This is a genomic window from Pseudomonas pharyngis, from assembly GCF_021602345.1.
Classification (GTDB): domain Bacteria; phylum Pseudomonadota; class Gammaproteobacteria; order Pseudomonadales; family Pseudomonadaceae; genus Aquipseudomonas; species Aquipseudomonas pharyngis.
Genome location: NZ_BQID01000001.1, coordinates 91385 through 109959, shown reverse-complemented (window position 1 = coordinate 109959; position 18575 = coordinate 91385). Strand labels below are relative to the sequence as shown.

The following is an 18575-nucleotide window of genomic DNA, read 5'->3' as shown; positions in this document are numbered from 1 at the left end:
TCCTCCCACAAAACCCCCACATCCCCTTCGCAGACTCTGCCCATCGAAACAGGGAGAGTCCCATGAACAAAAGTCTGACGATAAAACTCGGGGCCATTGCCCTGCTGATCCTGGTGTTGCTGGTGCCGCTGTTGATGATCGACGGCATCATCGATGATCGCCAGCAACTGCGTGACGGTGTGCTGGAAGACATTGCCAGAAGCTCAAGCTACAGCCAGCAACTCAGCGGGCCGGTGATGGTTGTGCCGTATCGCAAGGTGGTGCGCACCTGGAAAACCAAAGAGAAGAGCGACGAGCGTTACCAGGAAATCGGCGAGGAGCGCGGACGTTTGTATTTCCTGCCGGAGCGTTTTGAACTCGACGGCCAGGTGCAGACCGAGCTGCGTGCCCGGGGTATTTACGAGGCGCGGCTGTTCCATGCCGACAACCGCATCAGTGGGCATTTCTCGCTGCCGGCGCAGTTGGGGATCAAGGAGGATTTTGCCGATTACACCTTCGATGCGCCGTTCCTGGCGGTCGGCATCAGTGACATTCGCGGGATTGAAAACGCGCTGAAGCTGGAACTGGGCGCGCAACGCCTGGACTTCGTGCCCGGTACTCAGGTCGGCTGGCTGGGCGAGGGTGTGCGAGTGACGCTGCCGGCGCTGGACACCGGCAAAACCACGGAACTGGCCTTCGGCTTCGACCTGCGCCTGCAAGGCACCGGTTCGCTGCAGGTGCTGCCGGTGGGCAAAACCAGCCGCGTGAACCTCGCCGCCAACTGGCCGCACCCAAGCTTCATCGGTAACTTCCTGCCGGCCAGGCGCGAGATCAACGATCAGGGTTTTACCGCTGACTGGCAGACCTCGTTTTTCTCCACCAATTTGCAAGAAGCGATGAGCCGTTGTGTGTCGGGCAATGATTGCGAGGCGTTCAACGGGCGCAGTTTCGGCGTGAGCTTCATCGATCCGGTGGATCAGTATCTGAAGAGCGACCGGGCGATCAAATATGCGCTGCTGTTCATCGTTCTGACGTTCGCCGGTTTCTTCCTGTTCGAAGTGCTGAAAAGCCTGGCGGTGCACCCTGTGCAATACGCGCTGGTGGGTGTGGCGCTGGCGTTCTTTTATCTGTTGCTGCTGTCGTTGTCGGAGCACATCGGGTTTGCCCTGGCGTATCTGTTGTCGGCCAGCGGTTGTGTGCTGTTGATCGGGTTCTACGTCTGCCACGTGCTGCGCAGCGTGCGTCATGGCTTGAGTTTTTCGGCGGGGCTGGCGGCGTTGTATGGCTTGCTCTACGGCCTGCTGAGCGCCGAGGATTACGCGCTGCTGATGGGCTCGCTGCTGCTGTTCGGTCTGCTCGGTGTGTTCATGGTGCTGACCCGCAATCTGGACTGGTACGGGATCGGGCAGAAACCGGCCAAACCGCTGGAATTCGATAACGGAGCGGTGCAATGAGCCGGTTCGTGGGGCTGCGTGAGGAGCAGCGGGAGGCCGAGTTGTTGATGACGCTGATCTTTGCCTCGCTGCCTCCCGCCCGGCACATCAAACCTTCGGCATCGTCGCAATCATCGACGGCCGCTGGCTCACTTCAAAGAACCAGTTGGCCAGTTGCGGATTGGCGTCACGCCAGCCCAGATCCGGGAAGCGCAGGTCGAGATAACCCAGTGCACAGGCCACGCTGATCGCGGCGACGTCGAAGTGGCAGGTCAGTTCGGCAATCGCGTCGCGTTCCAGCAGGGCGAGGGCGCGGCGGATCTTCTCGCGCTGGGCCTCGAGCCATTCGTCCCAGTGTTTTTCCGGGGCGCGCAACACTTGCTCGTAACGCACCATGACCGAGGCGTCCATGATCCCGTCGGCCATCGAGGCCAGGGTCAGGCGCCGCCAGCGGGCCGAGCCGTCGCGGGGAATCAGCGGGTTGCCGACGTGCTGGTGGTCGAGGTAATCGAGGATCACCCGGCTGTCATGGATGACATTGCCGTCGGCCAGGCGCAGGGCCGGGATCTTGCCCAGCGGGTTGTCTTCGTTGAGGGCGGCGTCCGGGCTGACAGGGCTGAGCACGCAATCCTGCAGCGCGACGCGATCCTGCTGGCCGGTCTCGTGCAACAGCACCATGACTTTGCGCACGAACGGGGACAGGGTGTTGTGGAACAGGGTCATGCTGGGAGCGGACATTGGCAGGGTCTCGGTCAAGGGCAAGACGGGCAGCATAGCGCGTTGCCCGTCAGGCTCAAGCCGTTCAGCGACGTTGCAGCAATCCGCGCAGAGCAATGGTGGCCGGAATGCCCAGACCCACCCAGCTCAGGCCATCCCAGATCCCGTCGCCCAGTAGCGCCGCGAACAGGCCCGCCGCACTCAGCAGCGCGATCACCAGCGGCGTGCTGAAGACTTTCCAGAAATTCGACTGACGCGGTTTCATGCAGCGGCCTCCGCCGTTTCCAACACCGGTTTCGCGGCCTTGCGCCGTACCACCCACAGGTACACGCCGCTGGCGAGGACGATGATGGTCAGCACGTCCAGCGTGGCCCAGAGGATTTTCATCGGCATGCCGCCGTAGTCACCAAAGTGCAGCGGCTGCGACATGCCCATGGCGTCCATGTACCACGGTCGCTCCGCCACCGCCGTGACTTGCAGGGTGCTGGCGTCGATCAGCACCGGGGTCAGCAGGTGCGAGGTCAGGTGGGTGCCGCCCTTCATGAACACCGAGTAATGGTGCTCGCTGGAGAAGCGCGTGCCGGGGAAGGCGATGAAGTCCGGTTTCATCCCCGGTGTGACGTCACTGGCAATCTCCAGCACACGGGTGGCCGGGGCCAGTTGCGTCAGCGGCGGGGCATCGCGGTAGGGCGCGATCAGGGTCGTCAGGGCTTCGGCCCGCCACGCGGCGATCAGCAGATCGGCGCAGGCGCTGATGACACCGGTCACGCCGACCACCAGCGCCCAGGTCAGGGTCACCACGCCGATCAGGTTATGCAGGTCGAGCCAGCGCAGGCGGGTGGATTTGTCCTGGCGCACGGTGCCGAACTTCAAGCGGCGCATGAACGGCAGGTACAACACCGTGCCGGACACGATCGCGACCACGAACAGCAAACCCATGAACGCCAGCAGCAGCTTGCCCGGCAGACCGGCGAACATGTCGACGTGCAGGCGCAGGATAAACAGCATCAGCCCGCCGTTGGCCGACGGCATTTCCAGGGCTTCGCCGGTGCGCGCGTCGAGCATGAAGGTGTGCGAGGAGTTGGGCTCGGTACCGGCGGTCCTGGCCATGATCGTCAGCACGGCATTCGGTTCGTCGTCTTCGAAACCGAAGTACTGCACGACTTCGCCGGGCCGATGCTTCTCCGCCGCTTCGACCAGTTGCGCCAGGTTCAGATGCGGTTTGTCCGCCGGCATCACCCGCAACTCGGGCGCATCGCCCAGCAGGTGGTCGATCTCGTGATGGAAAATCAGCGGCAGGCCGGTCAGGGCCAGCAGCAGCAAAAACACGGTGCAGATCAGGCTGGTCCAGGTGTGGACGAAGGACCAGCGGCGAATGGTTTTACTTTTCATTTCATGACCTTCAAAAACACCCAAGCCGTCCACGAGGGACGGCCTGGTTGCAGGGCCTGTTTCAGCTCAGGCGCTTACCACTTGTAAGTGGCGCTGGCGACGACACTGCGCTGGTCGCCGTAGTAGCAGTAGAAGCTGTCGCAAGTGGAAATGTAATCCTTGTCCAGCAGGTTGGTGGCGTTGAGTGCCAGCGACGCGCCTTTGAGGCTGTTGTCCAGACGGCCGAGGTCGTAATGCACGGCGGCGTCGAACACGGTGTAGGCGTCCGCCTTGCCCAGCCAGGTGTTGGCTTTGTCGCCGTAAGTGTTGCCGGTGTAGCGCGCGCCGGCACCGATGCCGAAGCCGTCGAGCACGCCGCTGTGCCAGGTGTAATCGGCCCACAGTGAGGCTTGCTGATTCGGCATCAGTTGCAGGCGGTTGCCCTTGTCGGCGCCGTTCTGCACTTCGGACTTGGCCAGGGTGTACGCGGCGATGACCTTCAGGTTGTCGGTAACGTCGGAGACGGCTTCCAGCTCCAGGCCTTTGACTTTGACTTCACCGGTCTGGCTGGTGATCGATACGCCGTTGACGAACGAGCTGACCGAGACGTTTTTCTGGGTCAGGTCATACACGGCCGCAGTCAGCAGGGTCTTGCTGCCCGGTGGCTGGTACTTGATGCCCAGTTCCCACTGCTTGCCTTCGGTCGGTTTGAGCGATTCGGTCGACGAGGCGTCGGCGCCAGTGGTCGGCTGGAACGATTCGGCGTAGGACAGGTACGGTACGAAACCGGAGTCGAACACGTAGCTGATCGCTGCGTTGCCGCTGAACGCCTTGTCGCGCTGGGTGTTGGTGGCGTCGCCCTTGTTGATGAATTGAGTGCTGGTGTGCACCCAGTCTTCACGACCGCCCAGGGTCAGGCGCCATTGATCCAGGGCCATTTGGTCCTGGACGTAGAGGCCGGTCTGGTAGGTCTTCTGGTTGTAGTCATAGAAGGCGGTGGAACGCGCCGGGCGCACGATCGGCTGACCATGGATCGGGTTGTTCACATTGATCTCCGGTGCGCTGCCGAAGATCGAGGTGTAGTTGGTATTGCTGCGCTGGTGGTCCAGACCCAGCAGCAGGGTGTGGCGGATGTCGCCGGTGGCGAAGTCGGCCTGGAAGTTGTTGTCCACGGCGAACTGGCTGATGTCTTCGTCGACGATGGTGGTGGTACGGCCGACGTTGCCGTCATTGTCCACTTGAGTGAACGGATACGAGCCGACGGTGATGCCCTGGAACGACAGATCCGACTTGGTGTAACGCAGGTTCTGCTTGAACTGCCAGGTATCGTTCAGGCGATGTTCGAAGGCATAGCCCAGCGCGTAGTAGGTGCGGTCGTAGTATTCCCAGTCCGGATCGCCGAGGTTCTTGTGGTGGGAAACCTTGCCGAACGGCATGTCGATCTTGGTGCCCTGCACCGGCAGGAACTGGCTGGTGATGCCGGTATCGTCGCGGGTGAACTGGGTCAGCAGGGTGAATTTTGTGTCGTCGTCGATGTTCCAGGTCAGGCTCGGCGCGATGTTGTAGCGCTTGTTGTCGACGTGGTCGATCTGCGTGCCGCTGTCACGTACCACACCGCTGAGGCCGTAGAGAAACTGGCCGGCTTCATCGATCTTGCCGGTGCTGGCGAAGTTGATCTGGCGGTGGTTGTCGCTGCCGTACTGCAGCTGGATTTCGCTGCTCTGCACATCGCTCGGACGACGGCTGACCATGTCCAGCAAACCGCCCGGCGGGGTCTGGCCGTACACCGACGAGGCCGGGCCGCGCAGCAGGGCGAGGCGGTCGAGGTTCCAGGTTTCCTGTTTCGGGTTGGCGTACACGCCTTTTGGCAGGGGCAGGCCGTCGAGGAACTGGGTCGGTTCGAAGCCGCGCACGCGCAGCCAGTCGGCGCGAGTGTCGCTGCCGTAGCTGCTGGCGGTGATGCCCGGCATGTAGCGCACGGCGTCATCGAGGCTGTGCACGCCACGGTCTTCCATTTGTTGGCGCGTGGCGACCGAAATCGAACGCGGCGCTTCGACCAGTGCGGTGTCGGTCTTGGTGCCGGCGGCGGTGCGGGTGGCGGTGTAGCCTTCGACCGGGCCCCAGGCGCTTTCGAAGTTTTCCACGCCGATCACCGAGGTTTCCGGCAGGGCCATCGCGCCTTCCGGCACGGCGACCAGGGTGTAGGTGCCGGCGCCGCTCTGTTCCAGTTGCAGACCGGTGCCACGCAGCGCCGCGCGCAGGGCGCCGGCCGCGTCATATTGGCCGTTGACCGGCGCCGAAGTCTTGCCCGCCGCCAGCGACGGGTTCAGCGACAGCGTCAGGCCGCCCTGACTGGCGATCTGGTTCAGAGTGGTCGACAACGGAGCCGCTGGCAGGTTGTAGGCGCGCACGCTCGATGCCTGTTCAGCGGCGATCAGTTGGCTGCTGGCCAGCGGGGTGCAGAGGGCAATGGCGACCGCCAGCAAACTGGGGCGCAACAAGGTGTCTAGCGAACGGGACATACGGCGGCTCCTGAATGGAAATATTTCTCAATTGCCTGTGTGCCGGACGAGATTCGAAAAGTGATAGGGCTGGATGAAAATAATTTCGATTAACGAACGACATGGCTGCGCAAGTCAGCAGAAAGTCCGTTTTCAGGGGTGTGGCAGGCGGCCTGTCGTGGGCAGGCAGTGCTGAATGTCAGGGCTTCGGATCAGCCTTGGCCACGGTCACCCACCATGGCGTGTGCTGCTCGATCTGCACCGGCAAGGTCGGCAACAGGGCATTCAACGCCTTGTCGGTGTCGTGCAGCGGGAAGCTGCCGGTGATGCGCAGGTCGGCGACTTCCGGCGCGATGCCCAGATGGCCGCGACGATAGCGGCCAAGTTCATGCACCAGGTCTTCCAGGCGCGCGTTGTCCACCACCAGCATGCCGCGGGTCCAGGCATCGGCACCGGGGTTGAGCGCCACCACCGAATCCAGACCGTTTTGGCGGATCAGCACTTGCTGGCCTTCGCGCAGGATCTGTTCCTGCGGATCGGATTGTGGATGCGCCGCCACCGCCGACTGCAGGACGCTCAGGCGCGTGCCGGCGTCTTCGCGCTTCACCAGGAACCGCGTGCCCAGGGCGCGCATGCTGCCCTCGGCGGTTTCGACGATGAACGGCCGCGCATCGCCGTGACCGGTTTCGACGAGGATTTCGCCTTCCTGCAACACGATCAGGCGTTGTTTCTCATCGAAGCGGACATCCACGGCGCTGTGGGTGTTGAGGTTGAGTACGGTGCCGTCGGCCAGACGCACGGTGCGCTGTTCGCCGGTGGCGGTGCGTTGATCGGCGAGCCAGTAATCCAGCGGCAGATAACGTTCGCCGGCAAACAAGGCCAGTCCGACCACCGCCACGACACTGGCCAGCCCGCTGCCGAGCTTGCGCACCCGGCGGCGGATACCTTCGCGCGATTGCAGCAACGCGTTGCGTGCCGGGCCCTTGGCCACGCTGAAACGCTGGTCGAGCATGCCCAACTGGCGCCAGGCGCGGGCGTGTTCTTCGTTGGCCGCGTGCCACTTGGCGAACTCTTCGCGCTCCAGTGGGGTGCTGGAATCGAGGGTCAATTGCCAGGCAATCGCCGCGTCCAGCACATGGGCCGGGACCGGTCTAGAACTGGCCGGGCTCATGTTGGCTCACCGTACAGCGCGATGTAGCACTGGCGGATACCCTGGGCCAGATACTGGCGTACGCGCGGGACCGACACGCCGAGTTTGTCGGCGATCTCGGCGTGGGTCAGGCCATCGAGGCGGTTATAGAGGAAAGCGGCGCGGGCCTTGGTCGACAGCTTGCCGAGCATGCGGTCGATGGCCTTGAGGTCTTCGAGGATCAGTTGCTGCTCTTCGACCGAGGGCTGTTCGCCCTCGGGGATCAGCATCAGTTCGGTCAGATACGCCTGTTCCAGCGCGGCCCTGCGGAAGTAGTCGAACAGCAACCCTTTGGCGATCGCCACCAGAAACGCCCGGGGTTCGCGGGGTGTCAGCAACTCGTCGCGGCCGAGCAGGCGGACGAAGGTGTCCTGGCTCAGGTCTTCGGCGCGTTGCGGGCAAGCCACGTTGCGCCGCAGCCAAGCCAGCAGCCAGCCGCGGTGGTCGCGATACAACGCACCGACGAGCTCACTGTGAGGGCTTTGGGCTGAAGACACGACGACACCGACTGGGAAGTGTTAACTAACGAGAATTGTTCGCGATTGTGGCAGAGGTGGGAATGGTTAGCAATTGGCCACCGGTCGGGTTGTCGGGCGACAACCCGGATTCAGAACGAATGCGTCTGCTGGCGGCGTTTCCACTGACTCAAGCGTTGCTGCAGATTTAGCGGGCTGTGGATCTGCTGCTGGCGTGCCCGGCTGAACAGGATCAGCGCCAGTTCCGCCGTGGCCAGAGCATCGGCGCTCGCATGGTGACGTTCGAACACTTCGAGCTTGAACCAGTCGATCCACTCGTCCAGCCCCGCCTCGCGAATGTGCGCCTGGGGGCAAACCAGCGGGGCGATCTGCGCCACATCGAGGAACACCGTCTGCAACTTGTGCCCCAGATGTTCTTTCAGCGCGCGGCCGAGCATGTGCTGGTCGAAGGAGGCGTGAAACGCCAGCACCGGACTGTCGCCGATAAACTCCAGCAGCTCGACCAGGGCTTCGGTGGGCTCGCTGCCGGCGGCAATCGCGCTCGGTGCCAGACCGTGAATCAACACGCTCGGGCCGAGTTTCAGCTCGCGGCATTGCAGGGTGCGTTCGAACTGCTGACTGAAGTCGATCGCTCCGTCCTCGATCACCACCGCGCCGATCGACAGCACCCGGTCCTTGTTCAGGTTCAGCCCGGTGGTTTCCAGGTCCAGCACCACCCAACGCTGTTCGCGCAGGCTGCACTCGCGCAGCTCGCCGATGGCCGGCAGTTTCGTCAGGCGCTGTTGCAGGTCGTCCGGCACAACGGGGCTGGCCGGGCGCAGCCACGAAAACAGGCTCATAGCTGATACCGCAAGGTCAGGCTGCTTTGCAGGCGCTGGGCCTGGCGCAGGGATTCACGCAGGATGCGCCGGTCCAGATGATTGAGGCTGTCGGGATCGACCCGGTTCGAGTACGGCAGGTTTTCCCGGGTCTGCAGTTGATGCTGCTGCATGCGCGTCTGCTGGATGAAGTGGTAGGCCTCTTCGTACGCGGCGCCATCCAGCCGGTCGATGACTTCTTTATCCACCAGTTGGCGAAAGCGTTCGAGGGTGTTGTTGGCGTCGATGCCATGGGCCAGTGCGAGCAAACGTGCGCCGTCGACAAAGGGTGTCAGGCCCTGGATTTTCAGGTCCAGCGTGGCTTTCTCGCCGTTCTTGCGGGTCAGAACGAACTCACGGAATCGCCCAACCGGCGGACGGTTGCGCAAGGCGTTCTCGGCCATCATCCGCTGGAACAGACGATTGTCGCCGACCTGATCGAGAATCCCGCGGCGCAATTGCTCGCAGCCCTGTTCATCACCCCAGACCACGCGCAGGTCGAAATAGATGCTGGAGCCCAACAGGTTCTCCGGGGTCGCCTCGCGAATGAACGCGGCAAAGCGTCGGGCCCATTCGGCGCGGGACAGGCACAGCTGCGGATTGCCGGCCATGACGTTGCCCTTGCACAGGGTGAAACCGCATTGCGCCAGGCTGGTATTGATCTGCTGGGCGATGGGCAGCAGTTTGCCGCGAATCTCCGCCGCATGGGCCGCATCCCGCGCGTCGAACAGAATGCCGTTGTCCTGATCGGTGTGCAGAGTCTGCTCGCGCCGGCCTTCGCTGCCGAAGCACAGCCAACTGAACGGTACGCCGGGGTCGCCTTTTTCGGCGAGGGTCAGTTCGATTACCCGGCACACGGTGTGATCGTTGAGCAGGGTGATGATGTGGGTGATCTGGGTCGACGAGGCACCGTGAGCCAGCATGCGCTCCACCAGTTGGCCGATCTCGCCGCGCAGGGTCACCAGTTGTTCGACCCGCTGGGCACTGCGGATGGTCCGCGCCAGGTGCACCAGATCGACCCGTTGCAGCGAGAACAGATCCCGTTCGGAAACCACGCCGCACAGGCGTCGATCCTTGACCAGACACACGTGGGCGATATGCCGCTCGGTCATGGCAATCGCCGCGTCGAAGGCGCTGTGATCCGGCGACAGATGGAACGGCGAGCGGGTCATGTGCCGTTCGATCGGCTCGCTGAAATCATCAACCCCTTCAGCCACGACATGGCGCAGGTCGCGCAGGGTGAAAATCCCCAGCGGGGCCTTGTGTTCGTCCACCGCGACGATGCTGCCGACCTGTTGTTCGTGCATCAACTTCACCGCTTCGCGCAGTGGGGTGGAGGGGTTGCAGGTCACCGGATGGCGCATGGCCAATTCGCCGAGACGGGTGTTCAGCGAGTATTGGGTGCCGAGGGTTTCCACGGCTTTCTGCTGGACTTGCTGATTGACCTGATCGAGCAGGCTGCTGACTCCGCGCAGGGCGAAGTCGCGGAAGGTGCTGGAAAGGGCGAACAGCTTGATGAACGCCAGTTTGTTCAGTTGCAGGCAGAAGGTGTCTTCGCCGGCCAGGTGTTCGGTGCGGGTCGCCCGTTCGCCGAGCAGCGCAGCGAGGGGAAAACACTCGCCGGTGGTGATTTCAAACGTGGTTTCGGTGCCGCCCTTGGCCGTGTGCGGACGCTCGCCGACCACTCGGCCCTGCTTGACGATATAGAAATGTTCGACCGGCCCGTCGGCGGGTTTGATGATGCTTTCGCCCTGACCGTAGAAGCGCAGCTGGCATTGCTCCACCAGATAGGCCAGGTGGGCATGTTCCATTTGATTGAAAGGGGGGAAGCGCTGGAGGAATTGCAAAGTGCCCTGAATGTTCTGCAACACCGCGGTTTTCCCTGCCTGGGTGAAGGCGTCCGCTTTACTCATAACCATTACCGCAGTCTTTTTCGAATTGTTGTTGTCGGATCGTTGCAGCCATGGTCGACCCCATCGCGCGGGGTGCCCATTGGACGTAAGTCTAGGTTGGGCATGCCGTTGGGGAATTTTCGGATATGCCCTACAAAATCAGTCGGAAATTCTTCGGTTCGCCCCTTGGAAAAAAATCCGACGAAGTGCACATTGAAGCTCTGCCCAGCGATGTCTGACCACTGTGCCAGGGGATCGAATTGAAAACGTAGAGAACGCCATGTCCGACCACGATATTTTGAGCGACGCCGAGCGCGAAGCGCTCAGCGCTGTAATGCTCGAACCCGATCTGCCACCGCAGCGCGTATTGATCGTCGATGACGACAAGGACGCCCGGGAGCTGTTGTCGGAGATTCTCGGGTTGGACGGTATTCGTTGCATGACCGCGGCCAGCGGTGAGTCCGCGCTGAAGATGCTCGAGGAAAGGCCCTCCATCGGCCTGGTGATCACCGATCTGCGGATGGGCAATGTCGATGGCCTGGACCTGATTCGTCAGGTGCGTGAATCGGTACGGGCGGCGATGCCGATCATCATTGTTTCGGGCGATGCCGACGTGAAGGACGCGATCGCGGCGATGCATTTGAGCGTGGTGGATTTCCTGCTCAAACCGATCGATACCGCCAAATTGCTCGGTCTCGTCAGACATGAGTTGGGCATCGAGCCCTAGCCATCCAGCGCAAACAAAAAAGCCCTGATCGAAAGATCAGGGCTTTTTCATGTCCGGCATCCGCGCAGGTTACAGGCCGTTGGCAGCCTTGAACTCGCGACGACGACGGTGCAGGACCGGCTCGGTGTAGCCGTTCGGCTGTTTGGTGCCCTCGATCACCAGTTCGACTGCCGCCTGGAAGGCGATGTTGCTGTCGAAGTTCGGGGCCAGCGGGCGGTACAGCGGGTCGTTGGCGTTCTGACGGTCTACCACCGGCGCCATGCGCTTGAGGCTTTCCATCACTTGCGCTTCGGTCACGACACCGTGACGCAGCCAGTTGGCGATGTGCTGGCTGGAGATACGCAGCGTCGCACGGTCTTCCATCAGGCCGACGTCGTTAATGTCCGGCACTTTCGAGCAGCCCACGCCCTGATCGATCCAGCGCACCACGTAACCGAGAATGCCCTGGGCGTTGTTGTCCAGTTCGTTCTTGATCTGCTCCGGGGTCCAGGTCGGGTTGACCGCCAGCGGGATGGTCAGGATGTCATCGACCGAAGCGCGGGCGCGTTTGGCCAGCTCGGCCTGACGGGCGAACACGTCGACCTTGTGGTAGTGCAGCGCGTGCAGCGCAGCGGCGGTCGGCGACGGAACCCACGCAGTGTTGGCGCCGGCCATCGGGTGAGCGATTTTCTGTTCGAGCATCGCCGCCATCAGGTCGGGCATCGCCCACATGCCTTTACCGATTTGCGCACGACCTTGCAGGCCGGTGCTCAGACCGATATCGACGTTCCAGTTTTCGTAGGCGCCGATCCACTTCTCGGCCTTCATGTCAGCCTTGCGAACCACCGGGCCGGCTTCCATGGAGGTGTGGATTTCGTCGCCGGTGCGGTCGAGGAAACCGGTGTTGATGAACACCACGCGCTCGCTGGCAGCCTGGATGCAGGCCTTGAGGTTGACCGTGGTACGGCGTTCCTCGTCCATGATCCCGACTTTCAGGGTGTTGCGTTTGAGGCCCAGTACGTCTTCGATGCGACCGAACAGCTCGTTGGTGAACGCCGCTTCTTCCGGGCCGTGCATCTTCGGCTTGACGATGTAGACGGAACCGGTGCGGGTGTTCTTGCGCGAAGTGTTGCCGTTCAGGTTGTGCATCGCCGCGAGGCAAGTCACCAGACCGTCGAGGATGCCTTCCGGCACTTCGTTGCCGTGCTTGTCGAGGATCGCGTCGATGGTCATCAGGTGACCAACGTTGCGCACGAACAGCAGCGAGCGGCCGTGCAGGGTCAGTTCGCTACCGTCGACCTTGGTGTAGGTACGATCCGCGTTCATGGTGCGGGTGAAGGTCTGGCCGCCCTTGGACACGGATTCCGCCAGGTCGCCTTTCATCAGGCCCAGCCAGTTGCGGTAAATCACCACTTTGTCGTCGGCATCGACAGCAGCCACGGAGTCTTCGCAGTCCATGATGGTGGTCAGGGCCGCTTCCATCAGGATGTCTTTGACGCCGGCGGCATCGGTCTGGCCGACCGGGGTGCTGGCGTCGATCTGGATTTCGAAGTGCAGGCCGTTGTTCTTCAGCAGGATCGCGATCGGCGCATTGGCGTCGCCCTGGAAACCGATCAGCTGTGCGTCGTTGCGCAGACCGCTGGTGCTGCCGCCCTTTAGTGTAACCAGCAGTTTGCCGTCAGCGATCTTGTACCCGGTGGAGTCGACGTGGGAGCCGGTCGCCAGTGGCGCGGCTTCGTCGAGGAACGCACGGGCGAAGGCGATGACTTTGTCGCCACGCACCTTGTTGTAGCCTTTGCCTTTTTCCGCGCCGCCGGCTTCGCTGATGGCGTCGGTGCCATACAGGGCGTCGTACAGCGAACCCCAGCGGGCGTTCGAGGCGTTGAGGGCGAAGCGGGCGTTCATCACCGGCACCACGAGTTGCGGGCCGGCGGTACGGGCGATTTCGTCATCGACGTTTTGCGTCGTTGCCTGGAAATCAGCCGCTTCTGGCAGCAGATAACCGATCTCTTGCAGGAAGGCTTTATAGGCCACGGCGTCGTGGGGCTGACCGGCACGGCTCTGGTGCCAGCCATCGATACGAGCCTGGAAGTCATCGCGTTTGGCGAGTAGGGCCTTGTTCTTGGGCGCCAGGTCGTGAATGACCTTGTCGGCACCTTCCCAGAATTTGTCGGCGGTGAGGCCGGTACCGGGAATGGCTTCGTTGTTCACGAAGTCGAACAGGACTTTGGCGACCTGCAGGCCACCGACTTGAACGTGTTCAGTCATTGCTTGCCTCACTCTGCTCAGCTATTTCGCTTTTCAGCTCGTCAATTTAACAATGAAGCCTTCTGGCCATTTAAACCACAAACCCTTCGACCAGTACATGCCATCGCTGGCGGCTGGGTTGGGACCAATCAACGGCTTGGGGGCCTTGCTGACGGGGCTTTCAGGGTTGCGAACGTGCCTTGGGCAGACATCGATCCAGCGTTATGTAGTGCGCGCTGCGGCATACTACATGATGAGTTGCGGTTGTGAAAATCAGACTAATTACGTCGTTCTGCGACCCCATGACGCATTGCGGTCACGGCGCGGAACGGGATGTTCTCAAAAAACCAATGGATTGTTCCAGTTAAATATAAAAAGTTGTACACGATTTGTGACTTCGAGCGTCTGAGGCGTCTGTGGAACGCTTGCCTATACTTGCTTTTCTATAACAAAAGTCATGACAAGAGGGCTGCGCCATGGATCACCTCGTACTCACCGTCTTCGCACCGGACAAGCCCGGGCAGGTCGAGCGCATCGCCCAATGCATCGCCGAACACGGCGGCAACTGGCTGGAAAGCCGCCTGTCGCGCATGGCCGGGCAGTTCGCCGGGATCCTGCGGGTGGGCGTGCCGGCGGAGGCTTACGACGAATTAGTCGATGCCTTACAAGCACTGTCGGCACAGGGCATTCGCGTGTTGGTGGCGGAAAGCGGTATCGAACAGGCCTGCACCTGGAAACCGATCGCCATGGAACTGGTGGGCAATGATCGTCCCGGCATCGTGCGCGACATTACCCGGTTGCTGAGCGAGCAGGGCGTCAACCTCGAACGGCTGGTGACCGAAGTGCGCCCGGCACCGATGAGCAGTGAACCGCTGTTCCACGCCGAGGCGATCCTGGCAGTGCCGCTGACCCTGTCGCTGGACGTGCTGCAATCGCGCCTGGAAACCCTGGCCGATGACTTGATGGTGGAACTGGTGCTGCGCACTGATCCATGAGAGCGGAATGGGTTATCCAGTTTTAGCGTGCACCTGCCTGTGGATAACCTGTAGAGACTGAGCGCCAGGCCACGTCCGCTGTGGCTTGGCGAAGATTGATCAAAAAACCGCCAGCATTCAGTGACTTGCGCACAAACGGCGGGGATCACGCTGTGGATAACCTTGGGAAGGAACGATACAGGCCACGAGAACCGTGGCCTGTGGAGGTTTGTGCGTTTTTTGATCAGCTGCGCCGGCGCAAGCTCATCCATGCATCGACGCTGTACACCGCCAGACCGGCCCAGATAAACATGAAGGCGATCAGCGTGCTGGACGACAAGTGCTCGCCGAACAGCAGCACGGCTTGCAGCAGTACCAACGTCGGCGCCAGGTATTGCAGGAAACCGAGGGTGGTGTAGGGCAGATGCCGCGCGGCCGCGTTGAAGCACACCAGCGGCACCAGCGTCACCGGGCCGGCCGCCACCAGCCACCAGGCTTCGGAGGTGGTCCAGAACTCGGCCTGGGCGCTGGTGGCGGTCGGATTGAACAGCAGCCACGCGAGGGCGATCGGCACCAGCATCCAGGTTTCCACCACCAGCCCTGGCAACGCCTTGACCGGCGCCTGCTTGCGGATCAGCCCGTAGAAACCGAAGGTCAGCGCCAGCACCAGCGATACCCACGGCAGACTGCCGACCTGCCACACCTGCTGCGCAACACCGACCGCCGCCAGACCAACCGCCAGCCACTGCATGCGCCGCAAGCGTTCGCCGAGGATCAGCATGCCCAGCAGCACGTTCACCAATGGGTTGATGTAGTAACCGAGGCTCGCCTCCAGCATCCGGCCGTTGTTCACCGACCACACGTAGGTCAGCCAGTTGGCCGCGATCAAGGTGCCGCTGAGCGCAAGAATCGCCAGGCGTTTCGGGTTGTCGCGCAGTTCCTGCCACCAGCCGGGATGCTTCCACACCATCAACAGCAGCGCGCCGAACAGCGCTGACCACAGCACCCGGTGAATGATGATTTCCACCGCCGGCACTTCGGCGATGGCTTTGAAGTAGAGCGGGAACAGTCCCCAGATGATGTAGGCGCTCAGGCCCAGAATGTACCCGCGACGCGGGTTGGCGGCTTGCATGCAGAATCCTTGCTTAGGCAGCTAACAAAGCAGCGATTGTACGGGCAGTTGTATAGACGTGTCGTGTCAGAAAAGCTTCAACGGCTCTTCGTTCAGCGCCGCCAGTTGCTCGCGCAACGCCAGCACCTGATCGCCCCAATACCGCTCGCTGCCGAACCATGGAAAGCTGCGGGGGAACGCCGGATCGTCCCAGCGCCGGGCCAGCCAGGCGCTGTAATGCATCAGGCGCAGGGCGCGCAGCGGTTCGATCAGCGCCAGTTCGCGCGGGTCGAAGTCATGGAATTCGTTGTAGCCGTCCATCAATTCCGACAGCTGCCCGAGACAATCCTGACGGTCGCCGGCGAGCATCATCCAGATGTCCTGCACCGCCGGGCCCATGCGGCAGTCGTCGAGGTCGACGATGTGGAACATCTCGTCGCGGCACATCATGTTGCCGGGGTGGCAGTCGCCGTGCATGCGGATGTTCTGGTGCGGCGTGCTGGCGTAGACGTCTTCCACACGCTTGAGCAGGTCACGGGCGACGGACTCGTAGGCGGGCAGCAGGCTCTTGGGAATGAAGTTGCCTTCCAGCAGGGTGGCCAGTGAGTCATGGCCGAAATTCTTCACCGCCAGCGCTTCGCGGTGCTCGAACGGTTTGGTGCCGCCGACCGCGTGCATGCGCCCGAGCAACTGGCCGAGACGATACAGCTGATCGAGATTGCCCGGCTCCGGCGCCCGGCCACCGCGACGGGGAAACAGGGTGAAACGAAATCCGGCGTGTTCGTGCAGGGTTTCGCCGTTGTGGATCAGTGGCGCCACCACCGGGATCTCGACGTCGGCCAGTTCGAAGGTGAACTGGTGTTCTTCGAGAATGGCTTCATTGGTCCAGCGCTGCGGGCGATAGAACTTGGCGATCAGCGGTTCCGAGTCTTCGATGCCGACCTGATAGACGCGGTTTTCGTAACTGTTGAGCGCCAGAATGCGCGCGTCGCTCAGGAAGCCGATGCTTTCGACAGCATCGAGCACGAGGTCTGGGGTGAGGGTTTCAAACGGGTGGGTCATGCTGACTCCTGCGCGCAGCAGGCTGCCGCGTCCGGCTCAGCATGGTAGCGCAGACGGGCTGTCTTGAGTGGGATCGTTCCCGTGCAGTGCACGGGAACGATCAGAGCTTCGCCAGATCAGGCGCCGACGATCCCGCCATCCTCACGGGTAATCGCCATCACCGATGACCGCGGCTTGCCGTTCGGCAAATGCTCGGGGAAGGTCGAACCGCCGTTCTCGCCCGGGTGCTGAATCCCGACGAACAGGGTTTTCTGATCCGGCGAGAAGCTGATCCCGGTGACTTCGCAACCGATCGGCCCGACCATGAACCGGCGAATCTCACCGGTCGCAGGATCGGCGCAGAGCATCTGGTTGTTGCCCATCCCGGCAAAATCACCAGCGTTGCTCGAGTCGCCGTCGGTGAGAATCCACAACCGTCCGGCCTTGTCGAAGCCGAGGCCATCGGGGCTGTTGAACATGTTCTGCGGGGTGATATTCGACGAGCCGCCCTTCGGCGTACCGGCGTGGACGCCCGGGTTGCCGGCGACCACGAACAGATCCCAGGCGAAAGTTTTCGCCGCGTGATCGTCGCGGTCGGTGCGCCAGCGCAGGATCTGCCCGTAGACGTTCTTCTCGCGCGGGTTCGGTCCGCCCACCGGTTGGCCGTCTTCGCCGCGCTTGGCGTTGTTGGTCAGGGTGCAATAGACCTGGCCGTCTTTCGGGCTGACCACGATCCACTCCGGACGGTCCATGCGCGTGGCGCCAACCACGCTGGCTGCCAGCCGCGCATGAATCAGCACTTCGGCCTGATCGGCGAAACCGCTGCTGGCGTCGATGCCGTTCTTGCCGTGGGTCAGTTCGATCCACTGGCCTTGGCCTTTCGGGTGGTCCGGGTTGCCGTCGCCCGCATCGAACTTGGCCACGTACAGCGTGCCGTGATCGAGGATGTCGCGGTTGGCCTTGGCGTTGCGGTGATTGATCTTGTCGCGGCTGACGAATTTGTAGATGAACTCGCCGCGTTCGTCGTCGCCCATGTACACCACGGCGCGACCGTCGTCGGTCTCGGCCAGCGCGGCGTTTTCATGTTTGAAGCGGCCCAGCGCAGTGCGTTTGACCGGGGTCGATTGCGGATCGAACGGGTCGATCTCCACGACCCAGCCGTGACGGTTGAGTTCGTTGGGGTTCTTGGCCATGTCGAAGCGCGGATCGTGAGGGTGCCAGTTGATCTCTTTGCTGGTGGCGACCACGCCGTAGCGTTTCTGCGCCGGGTCGAACTGTTGCTGGGCGTTGCTGCTGCCGAAGCAGTCGGTGAAGTTCTCTTCGCAGGTCAGATAAGTGCCCCACGGTGTCTTGCCGTTGGCGCAGTTCTGGAAAGTGCCGAGGACTTTTTTGCCGTGCTTGTCGGCGCTGGTTTTCAGCAGTTCGTGGCCGGCGGCCGGGCCGCTGAGGCGGATCGGCGTGTTGCCGTGGATGCGTCGGTTGTAGCGCGAGCCCTGGACGAACTGCCACTGGCCGTTCTTGCGCTGCACTTCGATCACCGACACGCCTTCGCAGGCCAGGGCCTTGCGCACGTCCTCGGCCGATTGCGGCATGCCGCCGTGCGGATAGAGGTAGCGGTAGTTGGTGTATTCGTTGTTGATCGCCATCAACGCACGGTTTTTCTCGCCCGGGAATTCGAACAGGCTCATGCCGTCGTTGTTGTCGCCGAATTGCACTTCCTGTGCAGCCGCGGTGCCATTGCCGCTCGGGTCGAAGGCCGGGCCGTTCTTGTGCAGCGGTTGACCCCAGCTGATCAGCACCGACGACTTGTAGCCTTTGGGCAGGCTGATGGTGTCAGTGGTGGCGGCTGGAATGCTGTCGAAGCCAAGCAGACGGCTGTTGCCGGCGCTGACACTGGCGGCCAGCACGCTGCGACTCAGCAGGTTGCCGCCGAGGAACATCGCCGCGCCGCACAGCGCGCCGGCGCTGATGAAACCGCGACGGCTCAGGCCGACCATTTTTTCCAGGTCTGTGGATTGGTTTTCTTCTAATAGGCTCACATCAGGCTCCCTGCATGGTTTTGGCAGCCACCTTAATGCGGG

Annotated in this window: 15 protein-coding genes; 3 read left to right on the top strand and 12 right to left on the bottom strand. The window is 62.3% G+C overall.

Features of this window, described 5'->3' with window-relative positions; genetic code table 11:
• The first annotated feature begins 62 nt into the window (after window positions 1-62).
• Window positions 63-1433 carry a cell envelope integrity protein CreD gene (creD, locus tag L6D74_RS00475; RefSeq protein ID WP_236187454.1) on the top strand — a complete coding sequence of 457 codons (1371 nt, stop codon included), beginning with the start codon at window positions 63-65 and terminating at the stop codon, window positions 1431-1433.
• A gap of 87 nt (window positions 1434-1520) precedes the next feature.
• Here creD and L6D74_RS00470 read toward each other — a convergent pair whose 3' ends face one another.
• From L6D74_RS00470 to L6D74_RS00435, 8 genes are all read right to left on the bottom strand, one after another.
• Window positions 1521-2150 carry a glutathione S-transferase gene (locus L6D74_RS00470; RefSeq protein ID WP_064600969.1) on the bottom strand — a complete coding sequence of 210 codons (630 nt, stop codon included), beginning with the start codon at window positions 2148-2150 and terminating at the stop codon, window positions 1521-1523.
• Between the two features lie 64 nt (window positions 2151-2214).
• The gene (locus L6D74_RS00465; RefSeq protein ID WP_011336259.1) at window positions 2215-2394 is read right to left on the bottom strand and encodes a hypothetical protein; all 180 of its coding nucleotides are present in this window, start codon (window positions 2392-2394) and stop codon (window positions 2215-2217) included.
• Window positions 2391-3521, bottom strand: coding sequence for a PepSY-associated TM helix domain-containing protein (locus tag L6D74_RS00460; RefSeq protein WP_236187453.1), 1131 nt, complete (start codon window positions 3519-3521; stop codon window positions 2391-2393). The genes L6D74_RS00465 and L6D74_RS00460 overlap by 4 nt, the downstream gene beginning before the upstream one ends.
• A gap of 74 nt (window positions 3522-3595) precedes the next feature.
• A complete protein-coding gene (locus L6D74_RS00455) occupies window positions 3596-6022 on the bottom strand; it encodes a TonB-dependent siderophore receptor (protein WP_236187452.1) in 2427 nt (808 codons plus the stop codon).
• A gap of 178 nt (window positions 6023-6200) precedes the next feature.
• Complete coding sequence (locus L6D74_RS00450) at window positions 6201-7172, bottom strand: FecR domain-containing protein (RefSeq protein WP_236187451.1); 972 nt, start codon at window positions 7170-7172, stop codon at window positions 6201-6203.
• Window positions 7169-7687 (bottom strand): RNA polymerase sigma factor, encoded by a 519-nt coding sequence (locus L6D74_RS00445; RefSeq protein ID WP_039768032.1) that lies wholly within the window; start codon window positions 7685-7687, stop codon window positions 7169-7171. Before L6D74_RS00445 ends, L6D74_RS00450 begins: the two co-directional genes overlap by 4 nt.
• Before the next feature lie 110 nt (window positions 7688-7797).
• On the bottom strand, window positions 7798-8505 hold the full coding sequence (locus L6D74_RS00440; protein WP_064599916.1) for a 3'-5' exonuclease: 708 nt from the start codon (window positions 8503-8505) through the stop codon (window positions 7798-7800).
• Window positions 8502-10442, bottom strand: coding sequence for a putative nucleotidyltransferase substrate binding domain-containing protein (locus L6D74_RS00435; protein ID WP_236187450.1), 1941 nt, complete (start codon window positions 10440-10442; stop codon window positions 8502-8504). Before L6D74_RS00435 ends, L6D74_RS00440 begins: the two co-directional genes overlap by 4 nt.
• 253 nt (window positions 10443-10695) lie before the next feature.
• On the opposite strand from L6D74_RS00435, the gene L6D74_RS00430 reads away from it, so the two are divergent.
• On the top strand, window positions 10696-11142 hold the full coding sequence (locus tag L6D74_RS00430) for a response regulator (protein WP_064599912.1): 447 nt from the start codon (window positions 10696-10698) through the stop codon (window positions 11140-11142).
• Window positions 11143-11211: 69 nt separating this feature from the next.
• Here L6D74_RS00430 and L6D74_RS00425 read toward each other — a convergent pair whose 3' ends face one another.
• Window positions 11212-13389, bottom strand: coding sequence for a malate synthase G (locus L6D74_RS00425; protein ID WP_236187449.1), 2178 nt, complete (start codon window positions 13387-13389; stop codon window positions 11212-11214).
• Window positions 13390-13844: 455 nt separating this feature from the next.
• Here L6D74_RS00425 and L6D74_RS00420 point away from each other — a divergent pair, with 455 nt between their 5' ends.
• Entirely contained in the window at window positions 13845-14363 is a 519-nt protein-coding gene (locus tag L6D74_RS00420; protein ID WP_085646901.1) for a glycine cleavage system transcriptional repressor, read from the top strand.
• Between the two features lie 223 nt (window positions 14364-14586).
• On the opposite strand, the gene rarD is transcribed toward L6D74_RS00420, so the two are convergent.
• The 3 genes from rarD to L6D74_RS00405 form a co-directional block, all read right to left on the bottom strand.
• Window positions 14587-15474 carry an EamA family transporter RarD gene (rarD, locus tag L6D74_RS00415; protein ID WP_039768038.1) on the bottom strand — a complete coding sequence of 296 codons (888 nt, stop codon included), beginning with the start codon at window positions 15472-15474 and terminating at the stop codon, window positions 14587-14589.
• A gap of 66 nt (window positions 15475-15540) precedes the next feature.
• Window positions 15541-16515, bottom strand: a complete 975-nt coding sequence (locus L6D74_RS00410; protein WP_236187448.1) for a serine/threonine protein kinase — start codon at window positions 16513-16515, stop codon at window positions 15541-15543.
• 116 nt (window positions 16516-16631) lie between these two features.
• Window positions 16632-18533 (bottom strand): PhoX family protein, encoded by a 1902-nt coding sequence (locus L6D74_RS00405; RefSeq protein ID WP_236187447.1) that lies wholly within the window; start codon window positions 18531-18533, stop codon window positions 16632-16634.
• Window positions 18534-18575 lie beyond the last annotated feature (42 nt).

What these genes read in the sequence shown, in the direction of transcription:
- L6D74_RS00460 (WP_236187453.1), bottom strand. Translation starts at nt 3,521, where the DNA reads ATGAAAAGTAAAACCATTCGCCGCTGGTCCTTCGTCCACACCTGGACC.
- L6D74_RS00430 (WP_064599912.1), top strand. Translation starts at nt 10,696, where the DNA reads ATGTCCGACCACGATATTTTGAGCGACGCCGAGCGCGAAGCGCTCAGC.
- L6D74_RS00455 (WP_236187452.1), bottom strand. Translation starts at nt 6,022, where the DNA reads ATGTCCCGTTCGCTAGACACCTTGTTGCGCCCCAGTTTGCTGGCGGTC.
- L6D74_RS00450 (WP_236187451.1), bottom strand. Translation starts at nt 7,172, where the DNA reads ATGAGCCCGGCCAGTTCTAGACCGGTCCCGGCCCATGTGCTGGACGCG.
- L6D74_RS00465 (WP_011336259.1), bottom strand. Translation starts at nt 2,394, where the DNA reads ATGAAACCGCGTCAGTCGAATTTCTGGAAAGTCTTCAGCACGCCGCTG.
- rarD (WP_039768038.1), bottom strand. Translation starts at nt 15,474, where the DNA reads ATGCAAGCCGCCAACCCGCGTCGCGGGTACATTCTGGGCCTGAGCGCC.
- L6D74_RS00410 (WP_236187448.1), bottom strand. Translation starts at nt 16,515, where the DNA reads ATGACCCACCCGTTTGAAACCCTCACCCCAGACCTCGTGCTCGATGCT.
- creD (WP_236187454.1), top strand. Translation starts at nt 63, where the DNA reads ATGAACAAAAGTCTGACGATAAAACTCGGGGCCATTGCCCTGCTGATC.
- L6D74_RS00470 (WP_064600969.1), bottom strand. Translation starts at nt 2,150, where the DNA reads ATGTCCGCTCCCAGCATGACCCTGTTCCACAACACCCTGTCCCCGTTC.
- L6D74_RS00435 (WP_236187450.1), bottom strand. Translation starts at nt 10,442, where the DNA reads ATGGTTATGAGTAAAGCGGACGCCTTCACCCAGGCAGGGAAAACCGCG.
- L6D74_RS00440 (WP_064599916.1), bottom strand. Translation starts at nt 8,505, where the DNA reads ATGAGCCTGTTTTCGTGGCTGCGCCCGGCCAGCCCCGTTGTGCCGGAC.
- L6D74_RS00420 (WP_085646901.1), top strand. Translation starts at nt 13,845, where the DNA reads ATGGATCACCTCGTACTCACCGTCTTCGCACCGGACAAGCCCGGGCAG.
- L6D74_RS00425 (WP_236187449.1), bottom strand. Translation starts at nt 13,389, where the DNA reads ATGACTGAACACGTTCAAGTCGGTGGCCTGCAGGTCGCCAAAGTCCTG.